This window comes from Pseudomonas aeruginosa (genome assembly GCF_001457615.1).
Lineage (GTDB): Bacteria > Pseudomonadota > Gammaproteobacteria > Pseudomonadales > Pseudomonadaceae > Pseudomonas > Pseudomonas aeruginosa.
Window position 1 is genome coordinate 1,444,378 of record NZ_LN831024.1, and the last position, 18,664, is coordinate 1,463,041.

19 protein-coding genes are annotated in these 18,664 nt (G+C 66.7%); 9 read left to right on the forward strand and 10 right to left on the reverse strand.

The window, feature by feature from the left end:
• Positions 1–30: 30 nt before the first annotated feature.
• Positions 31–2,436: a phosphoketolase gene (locus AT700_RS06695; protein ID WP_003113876.1), complete on the forward strand. Its 2,406-nt coding sequence runs from the start codon at positions 31–33 to the stop codon at positions 2,434–2,436.
• Positions 2,437–2,559: 123 nt separating this feature from the next.
• Here AT700_RS06695 and AT700_RS06700 read toward each other — a convergent pair whose 3' ends face one another.
• The 6 genes from AT700_RS06700 to AT700_RS06725 all read right to left on the reverse strand — a co-directional run bounded on the left by AT700_RS06700 (position 2,560) and on the right by AT700_RS06725 (position 7,291).
• Positions 2,560–2,781, reverse strand: a complete 222-nt coding sequence (locus AT700_RS06700) for a DUF3820 family protein (RefSeq protein WP_003092249.1) — start codon at positions 2,779–2,781, stop codon at positions 2,560–2,562.
• A gap of 18 nt (positions 2,782–2,799) precedes the next feature.
• Positions 2,800–3,210 (reverse strand): quorum-sensing-regulated virulence factor family protein, encoded by a 411-nt coding sequence (locus tag AT700_RS06705; protein WP_003092248.1) that lies wholly within the window; start codon positions 3,208–3,210, stop codon positions 2,800–2,802.
• Between the two features lie 175 nt (positions 3,211–3,385).
• Positions 3,386–4,450, reverse strand: coding sequence for a polyamine ABC transporter substrate-binding protein (locus tag AT700_RS06710; RefSeq protein WP_009876906.1), 1,065 nt, complete (start codon positions 4,448–4,450; stop codon positions 3,386–3,388).
• Positions 4,451–4,538: 88 nt separating this feature from the next.
• Entirely contained in the window at positions 4,539–5,309 is a 771-nt protein-coding gene (locus tag AT700_RS06715; protein WP_003092244.1) for an ABC transporter permease, read from the reverse strand.
• The gene (locus AT700_RS06720) at positions 5,302–6,195 is read right to left on the reverse strand and encodes an ABC transporter permease (RefSeq protein WP_009876905.1); all 894 of its coding nucleotides are present in this window, start codon (positions 6,193–6,195) and stop codon (positions 5,302–5,304) included. The genes AT700_RS06715 and AT700_RS06720 overlap by 8 nt, the downstream gene beginning before the upstream one ends.
• Positions 6,196–6,199: 4 nt before the next feature.
• A complete protein-coding gene (locus tag AT700_RS06725; RefSeq protein WP_003119359.1) occupies positions 6,200–7,291 on the reverse strand; it encodes an ABC transporter ATP-binding protein in 1,092 nt (363 codons plus the stop codon).
• A gap of 258 nt (positions 7,292–7,549) precedes the next feature.
• Between AT700_RS06725 and AT700_RS06730 the strand changes: the two genes are divergently transcribed.
• Positions 7,550–8,266, forward strand: coding sequence for a tRNA-uridine aminocarboxypropyltransferase (locus AT700_RS06730; RefSeq protein ID WP_003098478.1), 717 nt, complete (start codon positions 7,550–7,552; stop codon positions 8,264–8,266).
• Between the two features lie 3 nt (positions 8,267–8,269).
• Here the strand turns inward: AT700_RS06730 and AT700_RS06735 are convergent, their stop codons facing one another.
• Entirely contained in the window at positions 8,270–9,196 is a 927-nt protein-coding gene (locus AT700_RS06735; RefSeq protein ID WP_003119360.1) for a DMT family transporter, read from the reverse strand.
• 132 nt (positions 9,197–9,328) lie between these two features.
• Between AT700_RS06735 and erdR the strand changes: the two genes are divergently transcribed.
• Positions 9,329–9,982, forward strand: coding sequence for a response regulator transcription factor ErdR (erdR, locus tag AT700_RS06740; protein ID WP_003092229.1), 654 nt, complete (start codon positions 9,329–9,331; stop codon positions 9,980–9,982).
• Positions 9,983–10,053: 71 nt separating this feature from the next.
• Positions 10,054–10,425 carry a diacylglycerol kinase gene (locus AT700_RS06745; protein WP_003092226.1) on the forward strand — a complete coding sequence of 124 codons (372 nt, stop codon included), beginning with the start codon at positions 10,054–10,056 and terminating at the stop codon, positions 10,423–10,425.
• Between the two features lie 69 nt (positions 10,426–10,494).
• Here the strand turns inward: AT700_RS06745 and AT700_RS06750 are convergent, their stop codons facing one another.
• The gene (locus AT700_RS06750; protein WP_003092223.1) at positions 10,495–12,105 is read right to left on the reverse strand and encodes an FMN-binding glutamate synthase family protein; all 1,611 of its coding nucleotides are present in this window, start codon (positions 12,103–12,105) and stop codon (positions 10,495–10,497) included.
• Positions 12,106–12,348: 243 nt separating this feature from the next.
• Between AT700_RS06750 and AT700_RS06755 the strand changes: the two genes are divergently transcribed.
• Together AT700_RS06755 and ykgO are read left to right on the forward strand one after the other, a co-directional pair.
• Complete coding sequence (locus AT700_RS06755) at positions 12,349–12,612, forward strand: type B 50S ribosomal protein L31 (protein ID WP_003092213.1); 264 nt, start codon at positions 12,349–12,351, stop codon at positions 12,610–12,612.
• A complete protein-coding gene (gene ykgO, locus AT700_RS06760) occupies positions 12,612–12,764 on the forward strand; it encodes a type B 50S ribosomal protein L36 (RefSeq protein WP_003092209.1) in 153 nt (50 codons plus the stop codon). Before AT700_RS06755 ends, ykgO begins: the two co-directional genes overlap by 1 nt.
• A gap of 27 nt (positions 12,765–12,791) precedes the next feature.
• On the opposite strand, the gene AT700_RS06765 is transcribed toward ykgO, so the two are convergent.
• Complete coding sequence (locus AT700_RS06765; RefSeq protein WP_003092207.1) at positions 12,792–13,577, reverse strand: helix-turn-helix transcriptional regulator; 786 nt, start codon at positions 13,575–13,577, stop codon at positions 12,792–12,794.
• 127 nt (positions 13,578–13,704) lie between these two features.
• On the opposite strand from AT700_RS06765, the gene AT700_RS06770 reads away from it, so the two are divergent.
• The 3 genes from AT700_RS06770 (at position 13,705) to AT700_RS06780 (ending at position 17,205) form a co-directional block, all read left to right on the forward strand.
• The gene (locus tag AT700_RS06770) at positions 13,705–14,520 is read left to right on the forward strand and encodes a carbon-nitrogen hydrolase family protein (RefSeq protein WP_003092205.1); all 816 of its coding nucleotides are present in this window, start codon (positions 13,705–13,707) and stop codon (positions 14,518–14,520) included.
• 199 nt (positions 14,521–14,719) lie between these two features.
• Positions 14,720–16,042, forward strand: coding sequence for an APC family permease (locus AT700_RS06775; RefSeq protein ID WP_003138044.1), 1,323 nt, complete (start codon positions 14,720–14,722; stop codon positions 16,040–16,042).
• A gap of 89 nt (positions 16,043–16,131) precedes the next feature.
• The gene (locus tag AT700_RS06780; RefSeq protein ID WP_003119362.1) at positions 16,132–17,205 is read left to right on the forward strand and encodes a bifunctional transcriptional activator/DNA repair enzyme AdaA; all 1,074 of its coding nucleotides are present in this window, start codon (positions 16,132–16,134) and stop codon (positions 17,203–17,205) included.
• On the opposite strand, the gene AT700_RS06785 is transcribed toward AT700_RS06780, so the two are convergent.
• Positions 17,202–18,611, reverse strand: coding sequence for an MFS transporter (locus AT700_RS06785; RefSeq protein WP_003098472.1), 1,410 nt, complete (start codon positions 18,609–18,611; stop codon positions 17,202–17,204). The two genes, AT700_RS06780 and AT700_RS06785, sit on opposite strands and share 4 nt — an antisense overlap.
• Between the last annotated feature and the right edge of the window lie 53 nt (positions 18,612–18,664).

Consider the following 18,664-nt stretch of genomic DNA (forward strand, 5'->3'; position numbering starts at 1 on the left):
TGCAAGGCACCACTAGGGAGGCTACCCACCATGAGTCAGATTCTGCCCAGTCAGGACGAGTTGCTTGCCCATGCGGCGGCCGAGCCGGCGTTTGCCGCGTGGCTGCAAGGCCATGGTCCGCTCCAGCATAGCGCAGAGACCCGCGCCGCCGTGTTCCGCACCGCTCATCAATTGGTCCAAGCCGGGCTGCAACCGGACCTGGCCAGCGTCTACCAGCTGTTCCGCGCCCTCGACCGGCTGACCGCCAGCGCCCTGCGCATCGTCGTGCACATGACCTACGCTCGGCGCATCCGCCTGGACGGCCAGCCGTTGCAGGCCGAGGATTTCAAGACACAGCCCGAGGGCCACACCGGCGGAGCCCTGAACATGGTCCCGGCCTACGCCGGCTATCTGGCACTCAACGTCCTGACCGGCAAGACTCGCGCCTGGCTGATGGGCCAGGGCCATTGCGTGGCCGCCATCGACGCGCTGAACGTCCTCACCGGCAACCTGCACCCGGAGCAGGAGCGCGCCTATGCCGACGGCGAGGAAGGGCTGAACCGCTTGCTGCAGGACTTCTACGGCTACGCCCAGGCCCCCAACGGCGCACCGGCGGCGCCACTGGGCAGCCACGTGAATCCGCATACCGCCGGCGGTATCGCCGAGGGCGGCTACCTCGGCTTCGCCGAATTGCAGTACGCGCACATGCCGCTGCCCGGCGAGACCCTGGTGGCGTTCCTCTCCGATGGTGCCGCCGAGGAACAGCGCGGCAGCGACTGGATTCCGCGCTGGTGGCGAGCCGAGGATTGCGGGGCGGCGCTGCCGGTGATGATCGCCAATGGCCGGCGCATCGAGCAGCGCACCGAACTGGGCACCCATGAGGGGCTGGAGGGCTTCAAGCTGCATCTGCGCCGATGCGGCTTCGATCCGATCAGCTTCGATGGGCGCGACCCGGCCGCCTTCGTCTGTACGCTCTGGGAGATGGAGCAGCGCCTGGAGCGGCGCGTGCAGGAGAAGAACAGCGGCATCCTCCGCTACCCGCTGCCGATTCCCTACGGCATCGCCGAGACGGTCAAGGGCTTCGGCTTCTATGGCGCCGGCAGCAACGCCGCGCACAACCTGCCGCTGCCGGGCAATCCGCATAACGACGAACAGGCCCGGCAACTGTTCAACCAGCATGCAAACGAACTCTGGGTCGAGCCTGAGGCTCTCGAATTGGCCCGCCGGCTGTTCGCCGAGCAGCGCGGCGAGCGTCCCCTCGAACGGGACAACCCGCTGGCCCTGCGCCATCCCATCGAACCGATCATCCCGCCGCTGCGCTATCGCGACGACGCCTGCTCGCCGATGGCCGCGCTGGACCGCTTCTATACCGAACTGGTGGAGGCCAACCCCGACCTGCGCGCCCGGGTCGGCAATCCCGACGAATTGGCCAGCAACCGCCTCGGCGGCGTGCTCAAGGCGCTCAAGCATCGGGTCAGCGAGCCGGAGAGCGAACTGGAATCGGTGAGCGGTCGGGTCATCACCGCGCTCAACGAGGAGGCGGTGGTGTCCGCCTGCCTGGCCAACCAGGGCGGACTCAACCTGGTTGCCAGCTACGAGGCGTTCTGCGTGAAGATGCTCGGCGCGGTGCGCCAGACCCTGATCTTCGCCCGCCAGCAGAAGGAAGTCGGGCGTCCGGCCGGCTGGCTGGGCTGGCCGCTGGTCGCTACTTCGCATACCTGGGAGAACGGCAAGAACCAGCAGTCGCACCAGGACACCACCTTCTGCGAGGCCCTGCTTGGCGAGATGAGCGACATGGTCCGGGTGCTCTTCCCGGCCGATCACAACAGCGCCCTGGCGCTGCTACCGACGATCTACCGCAGCCGGGGGCAACTGGCCTGCCTGGTGATCCCCAAGCGCGACCGGCCGATGGTGTTCGACGCCGTCCAGGCCGAGCGCCTGGCCCGCGACGGCGCGATCCTGGTCGAGGAACGCTGCGGCTCCGATCCGCTGCTGCTGATCGCCAACGGCAGCTACCAGCTCGAACAGATGCGCCGCGCCGCGCAGCGCCTGGCCGAGGCCGGGCAGGCCTACCGGCTGGTCTACCTGCAGGAGCCGGGACGCTTCCGCGCGCCGCGCGATCGCTGGGAGGTCGAGGCGGTGGCCGACGAGGCGCTGGTGGAACGACTGTTCCCGGATAGCCATGAGCGCCGCGTGCTACTCACCCATATGCGCGCGGAAGTGGCGCGCGGTCATCTTTGGCCGATCCTGCCGGATGCCCGGCGCACCTCGGTACTCGGCTATCGCAACCGCGGCGGCACCCTCGACGAGGCGGGCATGCAGTTCGCCAACCGCGCCTGCTGGGGCAACGTGCTGGCGGCTTGCGCCCGCTTGATGGAGGTCCCGCGCACCGCGCTGCTGACCCCGGAGGAAGCGGCGGCGGTGGCCGGCAAGGGCGATCCGGCGTTGTTGCGCTGAGTTCGGCTGCGTATCGGCGGATAACGTCTGTGGCGTTATTCGCCCTGCCGAACGGGGGCGGGTGTCTGGTGAAGGCAGGGTATGGGCAGGGTATCGGCGGATAGCGTCGGCGACGTCATTCGCCTACGGAGCGGGGGGACGAAGCGGCTTGAGCAGCCCGTCCAGCCCGTCGATCTTCAGTTCCAGGGTCAACTGCATCAGCCGCCCGAGTTCACCAGGCGGGAAGCCTTTCTTGTAGAACCACAGCAGGTACTCCTCCGGCAGGTCGACCAGCATCCGTCCCTGGTACTTGCCGAACGGCATCGGCGTCCTGGCGATCTTCAGCAGATGCTGCTTGTCCAGCATGGCGACCGCGCGGCGCGCTTACTTCTTGCCCTGGATGCGGCAGCTGCCGGCATCGAAGCGTTCGGTGGCGACCGGCTGGTTGGTCTTGTACTCGGTGAAGCTGTAGGTGAGGATCGCGCCGCGGGCGAGCAACTGGCGATAGCCGGTGTTGCTGCACACGCTATCGCCGAGCTGGCTGCGCACGCTGTCCGGGTTGGAGCGCATGCGCTCGGCGTGGCTGGCGCGTACGCTGAGGTGATTGATCAACTGGTTGCCTTCGACGGTGTAGCCCTGGTCGAGGATGTCTTCGTTGATGGCGCGGGGAGTGCCTACGCTGCTTTCCTTGGCCACTTTCTCCAGCATCTTGCTCAGTTCGAAATCCTTGAGCGAGGCGGCATGGGCGGCGGTGGGCAGGACGAAACAAAGGGCAAGGGCCATGAAGCGCGACATCGAAGATCTCCTGGGGCAATAAGCGGATTCGACCGATGGAGGGGGCGAATTGTTTCCGTCGGCCCATTCCCGGGACGGACGGTGGCGAATGGGCGCCATGTTACCGCGTTCGGGGCGGGGCACGGAAACGCAAAAGGGCGACCGAGGGTCGCCCTTTCGTCGATAGCGGTGCGGATCAGCGCAGCTTGATCTCTGTCCAGAGCTTGTTCAGGGCGCGTCGCTGGCGCGAGTTCAGGTCCTTCAGCGGCTCCAGCCTGGCCTGGGTGGTGGCGTCCGGGAACAGGGCGGCGAGCGTCTTGATTTCCGGCTTGATGAAGGGCAGGGCGGCGGCGTTGGGCGTGCCGGTACCGATCTGGTTGGTCAGCTCGGAAGCGTTCCGACCGTCGAGCATGAAGTCGATGAAGCGGTAGGCCAGGTCAGGGTTCTTCGAGCCCTTGTGGATCACCATGTTGTCGATGGCCAGCACCGCACCTTGGCGGGGCAGGGCGAAGTCGACCTTGAAGGCGCGGCCGGCAGCCTCCGCGTCGGCCCTGGCCTGGTACATGTCGCTGGAGTAGCCATGGGCGACCCAGATGTTGCCCAGGGTCAGCTCCTTGATATAGCTCGACGAGTTGAACGCGGCCCAGTACGGCTTGGCCGCGAGGATCAGCGCCTGGGCTTCCTTCCAGTGCTGCGGGTCGGTGTCGTTGGCGGAGTGACCGAGGTACTTCAGGGCGGCGCCGAACAGTTCCTGCGGGTCGTCCATCACCGTGACCCTGCCCTTGATCTTCTCCAGGACCGCCGGGTCGAAGATCACCGACCAGTCGGCGGGGTCGATGCCCAGCTTGTCCAGCTCGGTCTTGTTGTAGCCGACCAGGGTGGTGGTGAAGGCGTAGGGCAGGGAATAGCGGTTGCCCTTGTCGAAATCCTTGTCGAGGTAGCCCGCGGCCTCGTTGTTCAGGTTCGCCAGGCGACTCTTGTCCAGCTCCAGCAGGTCGCCCTTGCGGATCAGCGCCTCGACCGCGTTCTGGGTCGGGATGATCACGTCGTAGCCGCTGGCCCCGGCGGCCAGCTTGGCCATCATTTCCTCGGTGCCGGAATAGAACTCCTGCACCAGCTCGCAGCCACATTGCTGCTCGAAGCGTTTCACCGTGTCCTCGGCGATGTAGTCGTTCCAGTTGAACAGATACAGCTTCTCGGCGGCGGTGGCCTGGGCGGCTCCTGCCATGAGGGTTGCGACGAGCAACAGCTTTTTCATCATGGTTCCTTGTTACGGGGTGGCAGGGCTCCGGAAACCGGAGCAGGGCAAGGCCGCGGGCCTCTCCGGGAGGCACGCGGGTTTCGGCGGATCAATGGCCCTTGATGGCGCTGGGGGAGAGTTTCGAGGCGATCACGATCAGCACCAGGGTGAGCAGCATCAGCAGGGTGGAGACGGCGTTCACTTCGGGCGTCACGGCGATCTTGATCATGGTGTAGATCTGCGTCGGCAGGGTGGCGAAGCCGCCGCCGGCGGTGAAGAAGGTGATCACGAAGTCGTCGATGGACAGGGTGAAGGCCATCAGCGCGCCGGCGACGATGCCCGGCATGATCAGCGGCAGGGTCACCAGGCGGAAGCTCTGCCAGGGCGTGGCACCGAGGTCGCGGGCCGCCTCGGTGAGGCTTTCGTCCATGCCCGACATGCGCGCCTGCACCACCAGGGCGACGAAGCCGACCGAGAAGGTGATGTGCGCGAGGGTCACCGAGAGCATGCCCAGGCTCATGTTCAGGCCGATGAAGAAGATCACCAGCGAGACCCCCATCAGGAGTTCCGGAATGGCGATCGGGGTCAGCACCAGCAGGGGCAGCACGCGCAGCTTGAAGCGATGCAGGGCGACCCCGGCGAGGGTGCCGAGCAGGGTCGCCACGCTGGCCGAAACCAGCGCGATGACCAGCGAGTTGGCGGCGGCCTGGAGCATGTCGCGGTTGCCGAACAGCTTGCGGTACCAGTCCAGGGTGAAGCCCACCCACTCGGCGTTCAGCCGCGAGTCGTTGAAGGAGTACAGCACCACGATCACCAGCGGTACGTAGAGGAACAGGTACACCAGCGCGGTGGCGCTCCAGAGCAGGTAGGGCCTACGCATGGGCGCCTCCCTTGCGGGCGCGCGCGGCGCCCATGCCGAGGGCGACCAGCAGCAGGATGCAGCCGGTCAGGGCGATCGACAGCGCGCTGCCGAACGGCCAGTCGCGGGAGTCGAGGAACTGGCTCTTGATCAGGTTGCCGATCATGATGCCGTCGGTACCGCCGACCAGGTCGGGGATGGCGAACATTCCCAGAACCGGGATGAATACCAGTGCCGCGCCGGCGGCCACGCCCGGCAGCGAGAGCGGGAAGGTCACCCGCCAGAAGCGTTGCCAACGACCGGCGCCGAGGTCCTGGGCGGCGTCCAGCAGGGCCGGGTCGTGTTTCTCCAGGTTGGCGTAGAGCGGCAGGATCATGAACGGCAGGTGCACGTAGACCATGCACAGGATCACCGCGAACGGGGTGAACATCAGGCTGATCGGCTGCGCGCCGAACAGGTCCAGCGCGGCGTTGATCCCGCGGGTCAGGGCACCGGACGGCGAGAGGATGATCATCCAGGCGTAGACGCGTACCAGCAGGTTGCTCCAGAACGGCAGGATCACCAGCAGGATCAGCAGGTTGCGCCACTTCGCCGGGGCCCGGGCGAGGGTGGTCGCCACCGGGTAGGCGAGCAGCAGGCAGGCCAGGGTGGTGACCAGGGCGTAGCCGAAGGATTTGACGAACAGTTGCAGGTACACCCAGCTCTCGGTGAGCCGGGTGTAGTTCTCCACGCTGAGGTCGTAGAAGGTCTGCCCGTCCTCGCTGTACATCCAGGGCGCCAGGCCGCCGTAGTCGCCGGGAAAGCGGAACGAGGCGAACAGCATGATCAGCGCCGGAACCAGGAAGAAGAACAGCAGATACGCTTGCGGCGGCCAGACCAGCAGCCACTTGCCGAGGTTCTTTCTCATCGTGTCAGGCCCTGACCAGATGGCCGGCATCGAAGCGCCAGGCGGCTTCCACCGCGTCGCCCACCTCGAAGAACTTGGCTCGGCCGGGCGTGGCGTTAGGCAGCAGGGTTTCCAGGCGCTCGCCGTTCTCCAGCTCGACGATGTACAGGGTCACGTCGCCCAGGTAGAGCAGTTCGGCGACGCGACCGCGGAAGTGCACCTCGTCGCTGTCGGCGGTGACGCTCTGCGCCAGGCGGATCTTCTCCGGCCGCAGGGTCAGCACGCAGGCCTCGCCGGGCTGGGCGTCGAAGGATTTCAGCGCCTGGACCTCGCCCAGGCCCCGGAGGTCGATGCGCACGCGTTCGCCGTCGACCGCCTCGACCGTGGCGTCGAGCAGGTTGCACTGGCCGATGAAGTCGGCGACGAAACGACTGCGCGGGAAGCTGTAGATGGTTTCCGGGGCGTCCAGTTGCTCCACCCGGCCCTGGTTCATCACCGCGATGCGGTGCGACAGCGCCAGGGCTTCGCCCTGATCGTGGGTGACATAGACGAAGGTGATGCCGACGTCCTTCTGCAGGTTGATCAGTTCGATCTGCATTTCTTCGCGCAGCTTGGCGTCCAGCGCCGACAGTGGTTCGTCGAGCAGCAGCAGGCGCGGCCGGTTGACCAGCGCGCGGGCGATCGCCACGCGCTGGCGCTGGCCGCCGGAAAGCTGTGTCGGCATGCGCCCGCCCTTGTCCGCCAGGCGTACGTCCTTCAGGGCCTGTTCGACGCGGGCGTCGATCTCGCTCTTCGCCACTCCGGCCATCTTCAGCGGGAAGGCGATGTTCTGCGCCACGCTCATGTGCGGGAACAGCGCGTAGCTCTGGAACACCGTATGCACCGGGCGCTTCTCCGGCTCGACGCCGGCGAGGTCCTGGCCGTTGAGGCGGATCTCGCCGCTGTCCGGCTGGTCGAAGCCGGCGAGCATGCGCAGGAGGGTGGTCTTGCCGCACCCGGAAGGGCCGAGGAGGGTGAAGAATTCGCCGGTGTTGATCGTCAGGCTGACATTGTCGACGGCGGTGAAGTCGCCGAAGCGGCGGGTCACGTTGCGGATCTCGAGCAAGGGGGGCGTCACTCGTCTGGAGAGGCAGTAAGGTCAGCGGGCGGAGCCGGCTGCCCGGTGTCGAAAAAGGGGGCGGATTATAGGGATCGCATCCCGCTCTAACTAGACGTCTGAGGCCCCTGTGAAGAATTTTTTTTCGCGGCCTCGGAAGTTGTCCGACAAAGCAGGAGCCACGCGGGCTCTGATAGAATTTCGCGGTCGCTTTCCAGCCCGTTTCCTCGAGTCTTCGATGTTCCTTCGCCTGTCCTTTCCGTATCGGGAGCCTGCCCGATGAGCCATGCCGTTTCCCGCTTGCGCCAGGAGCGCCTGGCGCGCAGCCTGAAACCCTTCGTCGCGCGCGGTTCGCGCATGCCGCGCTGCGAAGGCTGTCGGCTGCTGCCGAGCTATTGCATGTGCGCCTGGCGGCCGCGGGTCGAGGCGCGCGCCGGCATGTGCCTGGTCATGCACGACATCGAGGCGCTGAAACCGACCAACACCGGCTGGCTGATCGCCGATACCGTGGCCGACACCTTCGCCTTCGGCTGGTCGCGCACCGAGGTCGACCCGCGCCTGCTGGAGTTGCTGGCCGACCCGCAGTGGCAGCCATACCTGGTGTTCCCCGGCGAATACGTGGCGGCGGAGCGGGTGGTGAACGAGGTCGCCCCGCTGGTGGAAGGCAAGCGACCGCTGTTCATCCTGCTCGACGCGACCTGGACCGAGGCGCGCAAGATGTTCCGCAAGAGTCCCTACCTGGAGCCGTTCCCGGTGCTCAGCCTGCTGCCCGAGCAGCTCTCGCGCTATCGCCTGCGTCGCTCGACCCGTGGCGAGCACCTGTGCACCGCCGAAGTGGCGGCGCTGTGCCTGGAGCTGGCTGGCGACGAGGCCGCGGGCGAGGCGCTCGGCGCCTACCTGGAGGTGTTCAGCGAGCGCTACCTGGGCGCCAAGCGGCACATTCCGCTGGACGAGGCCAGCCCGGCGCACCGTGCCCTGGCGCCGTTCCGTGGCTGAGTGTCAGGCCGGGCGCGCTTCGGCGGCGAGCTTGCGCGGCCACAACTGCGCCACCAGCATGCCCGCCAGCATCAGCGCGCAACCGAAATAGCCGCGCAGGTGCAGGGTCTCGGCGAGGAACAGGGCGCCGGCGATGGCGGCGAACACCGCTTCCAGGGACAGGATGATCGCCGCATGGGAAGCGATGGCGTGCTTCTGCGCCACCACCTGCAGGGTGAAGCCGGTGCCGACGCCGAGCAGGCCGCCGTATAGCAGGGCGGGACCGGCCTGGACGATGGCGTCCCAGTGGATTTCCTCGAAGACCAGTGCCAGCAGCAGGCTGACCGCCGCGCAGGTGGCGAACTGCAGGAAGGCCAGGCGGATCGGGTCGTAGCGGCTGGCGAACAGGCCTACCAGCAGGACGTGCGCGCCCCAGACCACCGCGCCGGCCAGTTGCAGCCAGTCGCCGGAGGCGACCTGGAAGCCCGGGCCGATGCTCAGCAGGGCCATGCCGAGCACCGCCAGCGACGCCCCCAGCCAGGTGCCCGCGCCGGTGCGCTGGCCGAACAGCAGGCCGAGCAACGGCACGACGATCACGTAGAGCCCGGTGATGAAGCCGGAGTTGGTCACGCTGGTGAACAGCAGGCCGACCTGCTGCAGGTTGATCCCGGTGGTCAGGGCGACGCCGAGGATCACACCGGCGAGCAACTGTCCGCGATTGAAGGGTTGCGCGCCGTCGCGTCGCGAGCGCAGCATCAGCAGTGGCACCAGCACCAGGGCACCGAGGACGAAGCGCAGGCCGGTATAGAGGAACGGCCCGATGGCGTCCATCCCCAGGCGCTGGGCGACGAACGACACCCCCCAGATCATGGCGGTGATCAGCATCAGGACATCGGCACGCAGGGCTTGGCTTCGCATGGCTCGCTCGACGGGGCGGGGAGGGTCCGCCACTCTGCCAGCAAGCCGGGGTGTTTGAAAAGACGAACGCGGTGTACGAGGTATCCCTCATTCGGCTTGACCGGTCCGCCCTCGGTCGGCATCCTGAGCGCCGCCTCGGCTGGGCCGAACAAACTAGGACATGTCATGGCTTCTTACGAGATCCTGATCGCCGACGATCACCCCCTGTTTCGCAGCGCTTTGCACCAGGCCCTCACCCTCGGGCTGGGCCCCGACGTGCGCCTGGTGGAAGCCGCCAGCATCGCCGAACTGGAAGCGCGGCTGAACGAGAAGGCCGATTGGGATCTGGTCCTGCTGGACCTCAACATGCCGGGGGCCTATGGCTTCTCCGGCCTGGTGCTGTTGCGCGGGCAATACCCGCAGGTGCCGGTGGTGATGATCTCGGCACAGGAGGAGGCCGCGGTGGTGCAGCGCTCCCGCGAGTTCGGCGCCAGCGGCTTCATTCCCAAGTCCAGTCCGCTGGAAACCCTGCAGCAGGCGGTGCGCGCGGTGCTCGACGGGGACACCTGGTGGCCGCCGCAGGATGCCGCCGCCGAAGCCCTCAGCGAGGAGGCCAAGGCCGCCAGCGCCGGGCTCGCCAGCCTCACCCCGCAACAGTTCAGGGTACTCACCATGGTCTGCGAAGGGTTGCTGAACAAGCAGATCGCCTACGACCTGAACGTTTCCGAGGCGACGGTGAAGGCCCACGTCACGGCGATCTTCCGCAAGCTCAACGTGCGCACCCGGACCCAGGCCGCGCTGCTGCTGCAACAAATGGAGACGGTTCCCGCTTCTCATTGAGAGACGGCTTAACGCTTTTTTGACCAGCCGGCGGCTAGACTGCCGGCCTTCCGAATCGATGAGAACCCGACGTGTCGCCTTCCCCCTTCAAAGGCCAGACCGGCCTCAAGCGTATCCTCAACGCCACCGGCTATTCCCTCGCAGGTTTCCTCGCCGCCTTCCGCGGTGAAGCCGCCTTCCGCCAACTGGTGCTGCTCAACGTGGTGCTGATCCCGGTGGCCTTCCTCCTCGACGTCAGTCGCGGCGAACGCGCGCTGATGATCGCGGTGTGCCTGCTGGCGCTGATCGTCGAGCTGCTCAACTCGGCGATCGAGGCCACCGTCGACCGCGTCTCGCTGGAACGCCACCCTCTGTCGAAGAATGCCAAGGACATGGGCAGCGCCGCGCAGTTCGTGGCCCTCACCGTGATCACCGTGACCTGGGCGACCATCCTGCTGGGCTGATCTACGCGGACATGAAAAAGCCGGAGGCAGCGATGCCTCCGGCTTTTTCTTGCGTGCGAGGGCGGCGGCTCAGGCCGCCGCGTCGAAGCTGTCGGCCCGCGCCATGTTCCACATGCGCTCGTAGAACTCGCCCTCGATCTTGCCGGAAAGCAGTTCGCCCGGCTTGAGGAAGTAGTGCAGCTGCGAGAACAGGCGGATCTCGGTGTCGGTGATGCGTCGCACCAGGTGCTTGGCTTCGAGCTGCGAGGGATGTTCCAGGCCCGCCGCGGCGAGCATCTCGGCCAGGCCCTTGAGGGTGTTGCGATGGAAGTTGCGCACCCGCTCGGCCTTGTCCGGCACCACCAGCGCGCGCTGGCGCAGCGGGTCCTGGGTGGCGACGCCGGTCGGGCACTTGTTGGTATGGCAGCTCTGCGACTGGATGCAGCCGATGGCGAACATGAAGCCGCGCGCCGAGTTGGCCCAATCCGCGCCGGTGGCCAGGACGCTGGCGATATCGAAGGCGCTGACGATCTTGCCGCTGGCGCCGACCTTGATCTTGTCGCGCAGGTTGAGGCCGACCAGGGTGTTGTGGACGAACAGCAGGCCTTCGCGCAGCGGCACGCCGATATGGTCGGTGAACTCCAGCGGCGCCGCGCCGGTGCCGCCTTCCTTGCCGTCGACGACGATGAAGTCGGGGAGGATGCCGGTCTCCAGCATGGCCTTGGCGATGCCCATGAACTCCCATGGATGGCCCAGGCAGAACTTGAAGCCGACCGGCTTGCCGCCGGACAGTTCGCGCAGCTGGGCGATGAACTGCATCAGCTCGATCGGCGTGGAGAAGGCGCTGTGGCGCGACGGCGAAACGCAATCCTCACCCATCGGCACGCCACGGGTGGCGGCGATCTCGGGGGTGACCTTGTGCTTGGGCAGGATACCGCCGTGTCCCGGCTTGGCGCCCTGGCTGAGCTTGATCTCGATCATCTTCACCTGCGGGTCGAGGGCCTGGGCGGCGAAGCGCTCAGGGTCGAACTTGCCATCGCGGGTGCGGCACCCGAAGTAGCCGCTGCCCAGTTCCCAGACCAGGTCGCCGCCGTTCTCGCGGTGATAGGGACTGATGCTGCCCTCGCCGGTGTCGTGGTAGAAGTTGCCCATCTGCGCGCCACGGTTCAGCGAGCGAATGGCGTTGGCGCTGAGGGCGCCGAAACTCATCGCCGAGACGTTGAACAGCGAAGCGGAGTACGGCTTGCTGCATTGTGGCCCGCCGATGTCGACGCGGAACTCGCAGGGATCGCTGAGCGGCGCCGGACGCATCGAGTGGCTGATGAATTCGTAGCCGGCGGTGTACACGTCGATCAGGGTGCCGAAGGGCTTCTCCGAGCTTTCGTTCTTCGCCCGCGAGTAGACCAGCGAGCGCTGGGCGCGGGAGAAGGGCAGGGCGTCGCCGTCGGCTTCCAGCAGGTACTGGCGGATCTCCGGGCGGATGCCTTCCACCAGATAGCGGATGTTGCCCAGGATCGGATAGTTGCGGCGCACCGCGTGTGGCGTCTGGATCAGGTCGAACAGGCCGAGCAGGCTCAGGGCCACGCCCAGGAGGGTGAACGGCCAGAGCCATTCGGTGCTGCCGAGGAACGGCAGGCTGAGCAAGGTGAACAGGGCGATACAGGCGAAAAACGCATAGCGACTGAGTAGCGACAGATTCATCATGTCTCCAATCTTCAGGCTTCGGTTCAAAATGGTAGTCACCTTCTTCGAGGCGTCTACGACGGGTTCCCCCCGCGCTAACCAAGCGCTGATTATGGGAAACAAACGGGGATAGAAAGCAAGCTAATAATTGTGTCTGGATGGTCGAGCAGCCGAATGGTCGCCGGGAACTCTTTCCGGAGTTGCGAATTATTCTTATCGGAGTAATATGTAACTATATAACATTATGTAGGAGGCATCCCCATGAAACCCGGCATCCATCCCGAATACCGTCCCGTCCTGTTCCATGACACTTCGGCCGACGTGTACTTCCTGATCGGCTCCACCGCGGAGACCGACAAGACCCATACCCATACCGACGGCAAGACCTATCCCTACGTGACGCTGGACGTTTCCAGCGCCTCGCACCCGGTCTACACCGGCGAACAGCGCAAGACCAAGAGCGAAGGCCGCGTGGCCGGGTTCAACAAGCGTTTCGCCGGCTTCGTCGGCGGCAAGGGGGCCTGATGAAAGTCCTCGCCTCGCTGAAACAGGCCAAGCTGCGCCATCGCGATTGCCAGGTGGTGAAGCGCCGTGGCCGGCTCTACGTGATCTGCAAGTCGAATCCGCGCTTCAAGTGCGTGCAGGGCCGGCCGAAGCCGAAGATCAAGCGCCGCTGAGCGGCGACGGGACGGTCGCCCGTCCCGTCAGCCCTGGGCCTGGAGGAACAGGCCGAACAGCTCGGACTGCGACTTGATGCCGAGCTTGCCGTACATGTGCTTGCGGTGGACCTTCACGGTTTCCGCCGAGATCGCCAGCTTGCGGGCGATCTCCTTGCTCGAGCAGCCGCTGAGCATCAGCCTGCCGACCTCCAGTTCGCGCGCCGTCAGCGGCGTGCCCATCTGCTCCGCGACCTTCTCCAGCGAACCCTGCCAGCCCGGCTCCGGCGCCGCGGGGCTGTTCAACACTTCGTCCTCGAAGGCCAGGCGCTGGCGCATCAGCCCGGCCACCCAGGGCCGCACCAGGCCGAGCACGGCGAGTTGCTCGGGGGTGAAGCGGCGCCGCGAGCCGAGCGACAGGCAGAGGGTGCGTTCGCCGGAGAGCTGGACGTTGATCTGGATTTCATCGGCCACCACGTTGAGGCGGAAGTAACGCTGGTAGTAATCGGTCTGCTCGAAGCATTCCGGTGCCACGTCGGCCAGACGGAACAGGCCGCTGCACGGGTTCTCGCGGCTGGCGATGTAGAACGGGTCGAGCAGGTAGAGGCCTCGCAGGTAGTCCTGGAACAGCGGGTCCGGCCCGCCGTCGGCGCCCGGGCATTCGGCGAACACCTGTGGCCGGCCCTGGCTGAACAGCAGGGCCACCCAGCTGTCGAACGGAACGTACTGTTCGAGCAGGCGTACCAGGCGAATCCAGAAGTCCGGCGCATCCAGCGCCTCGACCAGTTGCCCGACGGAGCGGTGCCAGGCGATGTCCTGCAAGGTGAAACTCATCTTCTACCCCTGTTGGGTTAACCCTCGGACGTAATTATCGGCGCGGGGAACGCCAAGCATACTGTGCCGACTCCTGCATACGAACAGCGCGCGTGCCGAACAGCGCCGAGAACAACAAGGAATTCCGATGAAAGTCGAACTCGTCCAGATCGCCGGTCGCGATGGCGACACCGCGCACAACCTGGAGCGCGCCCTGGCGGCCATCGCCGACTGTGCGGCGGACACCGAACTGGTGGTGTTCCCGGAAACCCACCTGACCGGCTTCCCCAGCGAAGACAACATCGCCGCCCTCGCCGAGCCGCTCGACGGCCCGACGGTCAGCGCGGTGCAGCGCGTCGCCCGTGAACGTAACGTTTCGGTGGCGATCGGCATCGCCGAGGCGGACGCCGGCCGCTATTACAACACCACCCTGCTGATCGCTCCCGACGGCATCGCCCTGAAATACCGCAAGACCCACCTGTGGGCCTCCGACCGCGGCATCTTCACGCCTGGCGACCGCTACGCCACCGCCCTGTGGAACGGCATCCGGGTCGGCCTGCTGGTGTGCTTCGACATCGAGTTCCCGGAAAGCGCGCGGGCCCTCGGCCAACTGGGTGCGGAACTGATCATCGTGACCAATGGCAACATGGACCCCTATGGCCCGACCCATCGCACCGCGATCATGGCCCGCGCCATGGAAAACCAGGCCTACGCGGTGATGGTCAACCGCGTCGGGCATGGCGACGGCGGGCTGGTCTTCGCCGGCGGCAGCGCGGTGGTCGATCCCTATGGCCAGTTGCTCTGCGAGGCCGGGCGCGAAGAATGCCGGCAGATCGTCGAACTGGACCTCGGCCGGTTGCAGGATGCGCGTCGGGATTACCGTTACCTCGAAGAGCGTCGCCTGGTCCTGCCCGGCGAGCGCCGCGAGCACCCGGACGGCCTGCGCGAATTGCTGATTCCCTGATTCACCGCGGCGCGACAGGAGCGTCGCGTCGTCCTCCGTCCGCCAGCGAGCGGGCGAGGATGGGCCCGGAAAGCCGTAGCACAACGATGGGCGCCCGAGCGTCCGCCGGTCTCCCGGGTGAGGGGAGGCCCCTGCGCCCCGCGGCCCGGCCGGCTGCGGGCCACTGCCATAACAAACGATAATTCCGGAGTAAGCAGTAATGGCCAGACTCAAGCGCACCCTGTCGCTGGGTTCCGTGGTGCTGTTCGGCATCGCCTACATGACCCCCATCATCGTCCTCGGGACTTTCGGCATCCTCGCCGAGACCACCCAGGGACACGTCCCCGCCGCCTACATCGCCGCTTCCCTGGCGATGCTCTTCACCGCCCTCAGCTACGGGCGCATGGCCGCGGCCTTCCCCGTGGCCGGCTCGGCCTATACCTACGTGCGCAAGGCCATCGATTCCCGGCTCGGCTTCATCGCCGGCTGGGCGGTGCTGCTCGACTACCTGTTCCTGCCGATGGCGATCTGGCTGATCGGCGCCGCCTACCTGCACTCGGCCTTTCCCGCGGTACCCAACGCGGTCTGGGTGCTGGCGTTCATCGGCGTGACCACGACGATCAACATCGTCGGCCTGCGCCTGGCGAAGAACGTCAATGGCCTGCTGATGCTGGTGCAGTTCCTGGTCCTCGGCGCCTTCGTCGCACTCTGCGTGCACTACGTGCTGGGCGACCCGGGCAAGCCGTTATGGTCACTGCAACCGTTGCTCGGTGGCGACCTGCAGGTGCCGCTGGTGATGAGCGGTGCGGCGATCGCCTGCTACTCGTTCCTCGGTTTCGACGCGGTCAGTACCCTGACCGAGGAAACCCGCGACCCGCGGCGCAACATCCCGCGGGCGATCCTGCTGATCACCCTGCTGGGCGGGTTGATCTTCATCGTCACCTCGTACTTCGTGCAACTGGCGCACCCGTCGTTCGCCTTCGACAGCGCGGACTCGGCGGCCTACGAGATCGCCCGCAACATCGGTGGCGACCTGTTCGTGACCTTCTTCCTGGTCGGCCTGATCGTCGGCCAGTTCACCTCCGGCCTCTCGGCCCAGGCCAGCGCCTCGCGCCTGCTCTTCGCCATGGGCCGCGACGGCGTCCTTCCGCGGCCGTTCTTCGGGCGTCTCGGCAAGCGCTTCGAGACGCCGGTGAACAGCATCGTCCTGTGCGGCGTGGTGGCCCTGCTGGCGCTGCAGATGGACGTGACCACCTCCACCTCGTTCATCAACTTCGGCGCCTTCCTCGCCTTCAGCCTGGTCAACCTGTCGGTGGTCTTCCACTACTACCTTGGCGCCGAGCGCCGCGGCCCACGGGAAACCCTGTTGTTCCTGGTATTCCCTGGCATCGGCCTGGTCGCCGACCTGTGGCTGATGGCCAGCCTCGACCATCTGGCGATCATCCTCGGCCTCTGCTGGCTGGCGCTGGGCGCGGTGTACCTGGCGGCGATCACCCACGGTTTCCGCGAGCAGCCGCCGGAGATGCGTTTCGAGGAGGGCTGAGAAAGAATCGACGCCCGTTTCGCGGCGGCAAGGCGCAGGCTCCTGGCCTAGAGTGGCTATCCATCGCCTCCCTGGTTCCGGAGCCGGCCATGTCCGACGCAGCGTTGTTCCTTCCCCTTCCCGATGACGACACCCTGTATGCCGCGCTGTTGGCGCGCGACCCCGCCTACGATGGCTTCGCCTTCGTCGGGGTGAAGAGCACCGGGGTGTTCTGCCGCCTGACCTGCCCGGCGCGCAAGCCGAAGCGCGAGAACACCCTGTTCTTCGATTCGATCAAGGGCTGCGTCGAGGCCGGCTTCCGACCCTGCCTGCGTTGCCGGCCGCTGGAGCGGCTCGGCACGCAGGGGCCGCTGGTCAGCGACCTGCTCCAGCGCCTCGGTCGGCAACCGCAGCGGCGCTGGTTCGAAGACGACCTGGCGGCGCTGGGCTATGACCCGTCCACCGTGCGCCGTGCCTTCAAGCGCGAGTTCGGCGTGACCTTTCTGGAAATGGCTCGCCTGCGCCGTCTTGGCCAGGTCGCCGAGCGGCTGTCCTCGGGCGCGCGGGTGATCGACGCGCAACTGGATGCCAGCTTCGACTCTGACAGCGGCTTCCGTAGCGCCTTCGCGCGCCTGCTGGGCGAGCCGCCGTCGCAGTTGCGCGGGCGCGAGCTGCTCAAGGCGGACTGGCTGCAGACCCCGCTCGGCGCCATGCTCGCGGTGGCCGATGCGCAGGCCCTGCACCTGCTGGAATTCTTCGACCGCCCGGCGTTGAGCGGGGAGCTGAAACGCCTGCAGAAGAGCAGCGGATCGAGCATCGGTTTCGGCCGTTTCGCCTCCATCGACAGGATCGAGGCGGAACTCGCCGACTACTTCGGCGGTACTCCAGTGCGCTTCCAGACCCCCTTGGCGCTGAACGCCTCGGCCTTCACCCGCACGGTCTGGCAGGCGCTGCGCGAGGTACCGTGCGGCAGCACGCAGAGCTACGCCGGGCTGGCCAGGTCCATCGGCTCGCCGTCGTCGGTGCGCGCCGTGGCCCGCGCCAACGGAGCCAACCAGATCGCCATCGTGATTCCCTGCCACCGCGTCATCGGTTCGGACGGTTCCCTGACCGGCTATGGCGGTGGCCTGTGGCGCAAGCGCTGGTTGCTGGAGCACGAGCGGCGCATGGGCGCTGCCGGCTAGCCGGGATCGCCGCCCAGAAGCCGGGCGGGGGCGCGCAACACCGGTTCCCGCTCGACCGCTGCGGGCCGCTGCAAGTCCTCGGCGTCGGCGCGCTCGGCGGTCGACAGGTCGCTGGCGTGGAATCCGGTGATCCGCAACAGGGCCAGGGTACAGGCCAGCGAGACCAGCGCGTAGCAGGCTGAGGCCAGGGCCACGCCGACGATGCTGCCGGTACTGTTGAGAATCCACTGGGCCAGTACCGGCGTACCGCCGCCGACCAGCAGCGAGCAGAGCTGGTAGGCCAGCGACAGGCCGGTGTAGCGCACCCGCGCCGGGAAGGCTCGGGCGAGGATACCGCCCACCGCGCCGTAGAACATCGCGTGCGGCACCGTGGCCAGGCACATGCCGACCGCGGCGATCCAGTAGACCTTGGTTTCCACGGCGAAGAACATCGCCGGCATCAGGATGAACTCCGGCAGCACCATCAGGCATGCCGCCTTGCGCATGTCGATGCGCGAAGTGAGCAGCGCCCCCAGCGGCTGGCTGAGGAACTGCACCACCAGCGCGACCACGATGATGCTGAGGAAGGTGCCCTGGCTGTAGCCGAGGGTCTTGGTCGCCCAGGAGAGGGCGAAGGTGCTCTTGAAGTAGGTGACGTGGATGATCGGCAGCACGCCGGCGCCGAGCAGGACGATCTTCCAGTGCTTGCCCAGCACCTCGGCGAGCGGCAGCTTCACCGTGCGCTTCTGCGCCAGCACACGCTTCATGTCTTCCGACTCCTCCAGCTTCAGGCGGATCACCATGCCGACGATGACCAGCACCGCAGAGAGCAGGAACGGCGCGCGCCAGCCCCAGAGAATGAAGTCCGAGGCGGGCAGGGCGCTGAGGGCGAAGAACGCCAGGGTCGCCAGCAGGTTGCCGGTGGGCGAGCCCTGCTGGGCGAAGGCGGCGTACAGGATGCCCTTGCCCTTGGGCGCGCTTTCGCTGGCGATCAGGATCGCGCCGCCCCACTCGCCGCCGACCGCGATGCCCTGGACGATACGCAGCGCCACCAGGGAGATCGGCGCCCAGATGCCGATCTGCGTATAGACCGGCAACAGGCCGATGCAGGTCGTGGCGATGCCCATCATGATCAGGGTGATCACCAGGGTGGTCTTGCGGCCGATGCGGTCGCCGAGATGGCCGAAGATGATCCCGCCCAGCGGGCGAGCGATGAAGCCCGACCAGAGGGTGACGAAGGACAGCAGGGTGGCCAGGCCCGGATCCATGTCGGCGGGGAAGAATACCTTGCCGAACACCAGGGCGGCGGCCAGGCCGTAGATGTAGAAGTCGTACCACTCGATGGTGGTGCCGATGAAGGAGGCGATACCGGCCCTGCGGGCCTTCTTGTGCAGGTCGGCGTCTTCGGGAGAGGGCGTGCGCGGCATGGGTCGAGTCCTGTTTATTGTTGTTCTCGCCGACACGCCGCTCCCTACCGCCC

Coding starts and splice junctions, on each gene's coding strand:
- AT700_RS06695 (WP_003113876.1), top strand. CDS start 31: ATGAGTCAGATTCTGCCCAGTCAGGACGAGTTGCTTGCCCATGCGGCG.
- AT700_RS06700 (WP_003092249.1), bottom strand. CDS start 2,781: ATGCTGGACAAGCAGCATCTGCTGAAGATCGCCAGGACGCCGATGCCG.
- AT700_RS06705 (WP_003092248.1), bottom strand. CDS start 3,210: ATGTCGCGCTTCATGGCCCTTGCCCTTTGTTTCGTCCTGCCCACCGCC.
- AT700_RS06710 (WP_009876906.1), bottom strand. CDS start 4,450: ATGATGAAAAAGCTGTTGCTCGTCGCAACCCTCATGGCAGGAGCCGCC.
- AT700_RS06715 (WP_003092244.1), bottom strand. CDS start 5,309: ATGCGTAGGCCCTACCTGCTCTGGAGCGCCACCGCGCTGGTGTACCTG.
- AT700_RS06720 (WP_009876905.1), bottom strand. CDS start 6,195: ATGAGAAAGAACCTCGGCAAGTGGCTGCTGGTCTGGCCGCCGCAAGCG.
- AT700_RS06730 (WP_003098478.1), top strand. CDS start 7,550: ATGAGCCATGCCGTTTCCCGCTTGCGCCAGGAGCGCCTGGCGCGCAGC.
- erdR (WP_003092229.1), top strand. CDS start 9,329: ATGGCTTCTTACGAGATCCTGATCGCCGACGATCACCCCCTGTTTCGC.
- AT700_RS06750 (WP_003092223.1), bottom strand. CDS start 12,105: ATGAATCTGTCGCTACTCAGTCGCTATGCGTTTTTCGCCTGTATCGCC.
- AT700_RS06755 (WP_003092213.1), top strand. CDS start 12,349: ATGAAACCCGGCATCCATCCCGAATACCGTCCCGTCCTGTTCCATGAC.
- ykgO (WP_003092209.1), top strand. CDS start 12,612: ATGAAAGTCCTCGCCTCGCTGAAACAGGCCAAGCTGCGCCATCGCGAT.
- AT700_RS06765 (WP_003092207.1), bottom strand. CDS start 13,577: ATGAGTTTCACCTTGCAGGACATCGCCTGGCACCGCTCCGTCGGGCAA.
- AT700_RS06770 (WP_003092205.1), top strand. CDS start 13,705: ATGAAAGTCGAACTCGTCCAGATCGCCGGTCGCGATGGCGACACCGCG.
- AT700_RS06775 (WP_003138044.1), top strand. CDS start 14,720: ATGGCCAGACTCAAGCGCACCCTGTCGCTGGGTTCCGTGGTGCTGTTC.
- AT700_RS06780 (WP_003119362.1), top strand. CDS start 16,132: ATGTCCGACGCAGCGTTGTTCCTTCCCCTTCCCGATGACGACACCCTG.
- AT700_RS06785 (WP_003098472.1), bottom strand. CDS start 18,611: ATGCCGCGCACGCCCTCTCCCGAAGACGCCGACCTGCACAAGAAGGCC.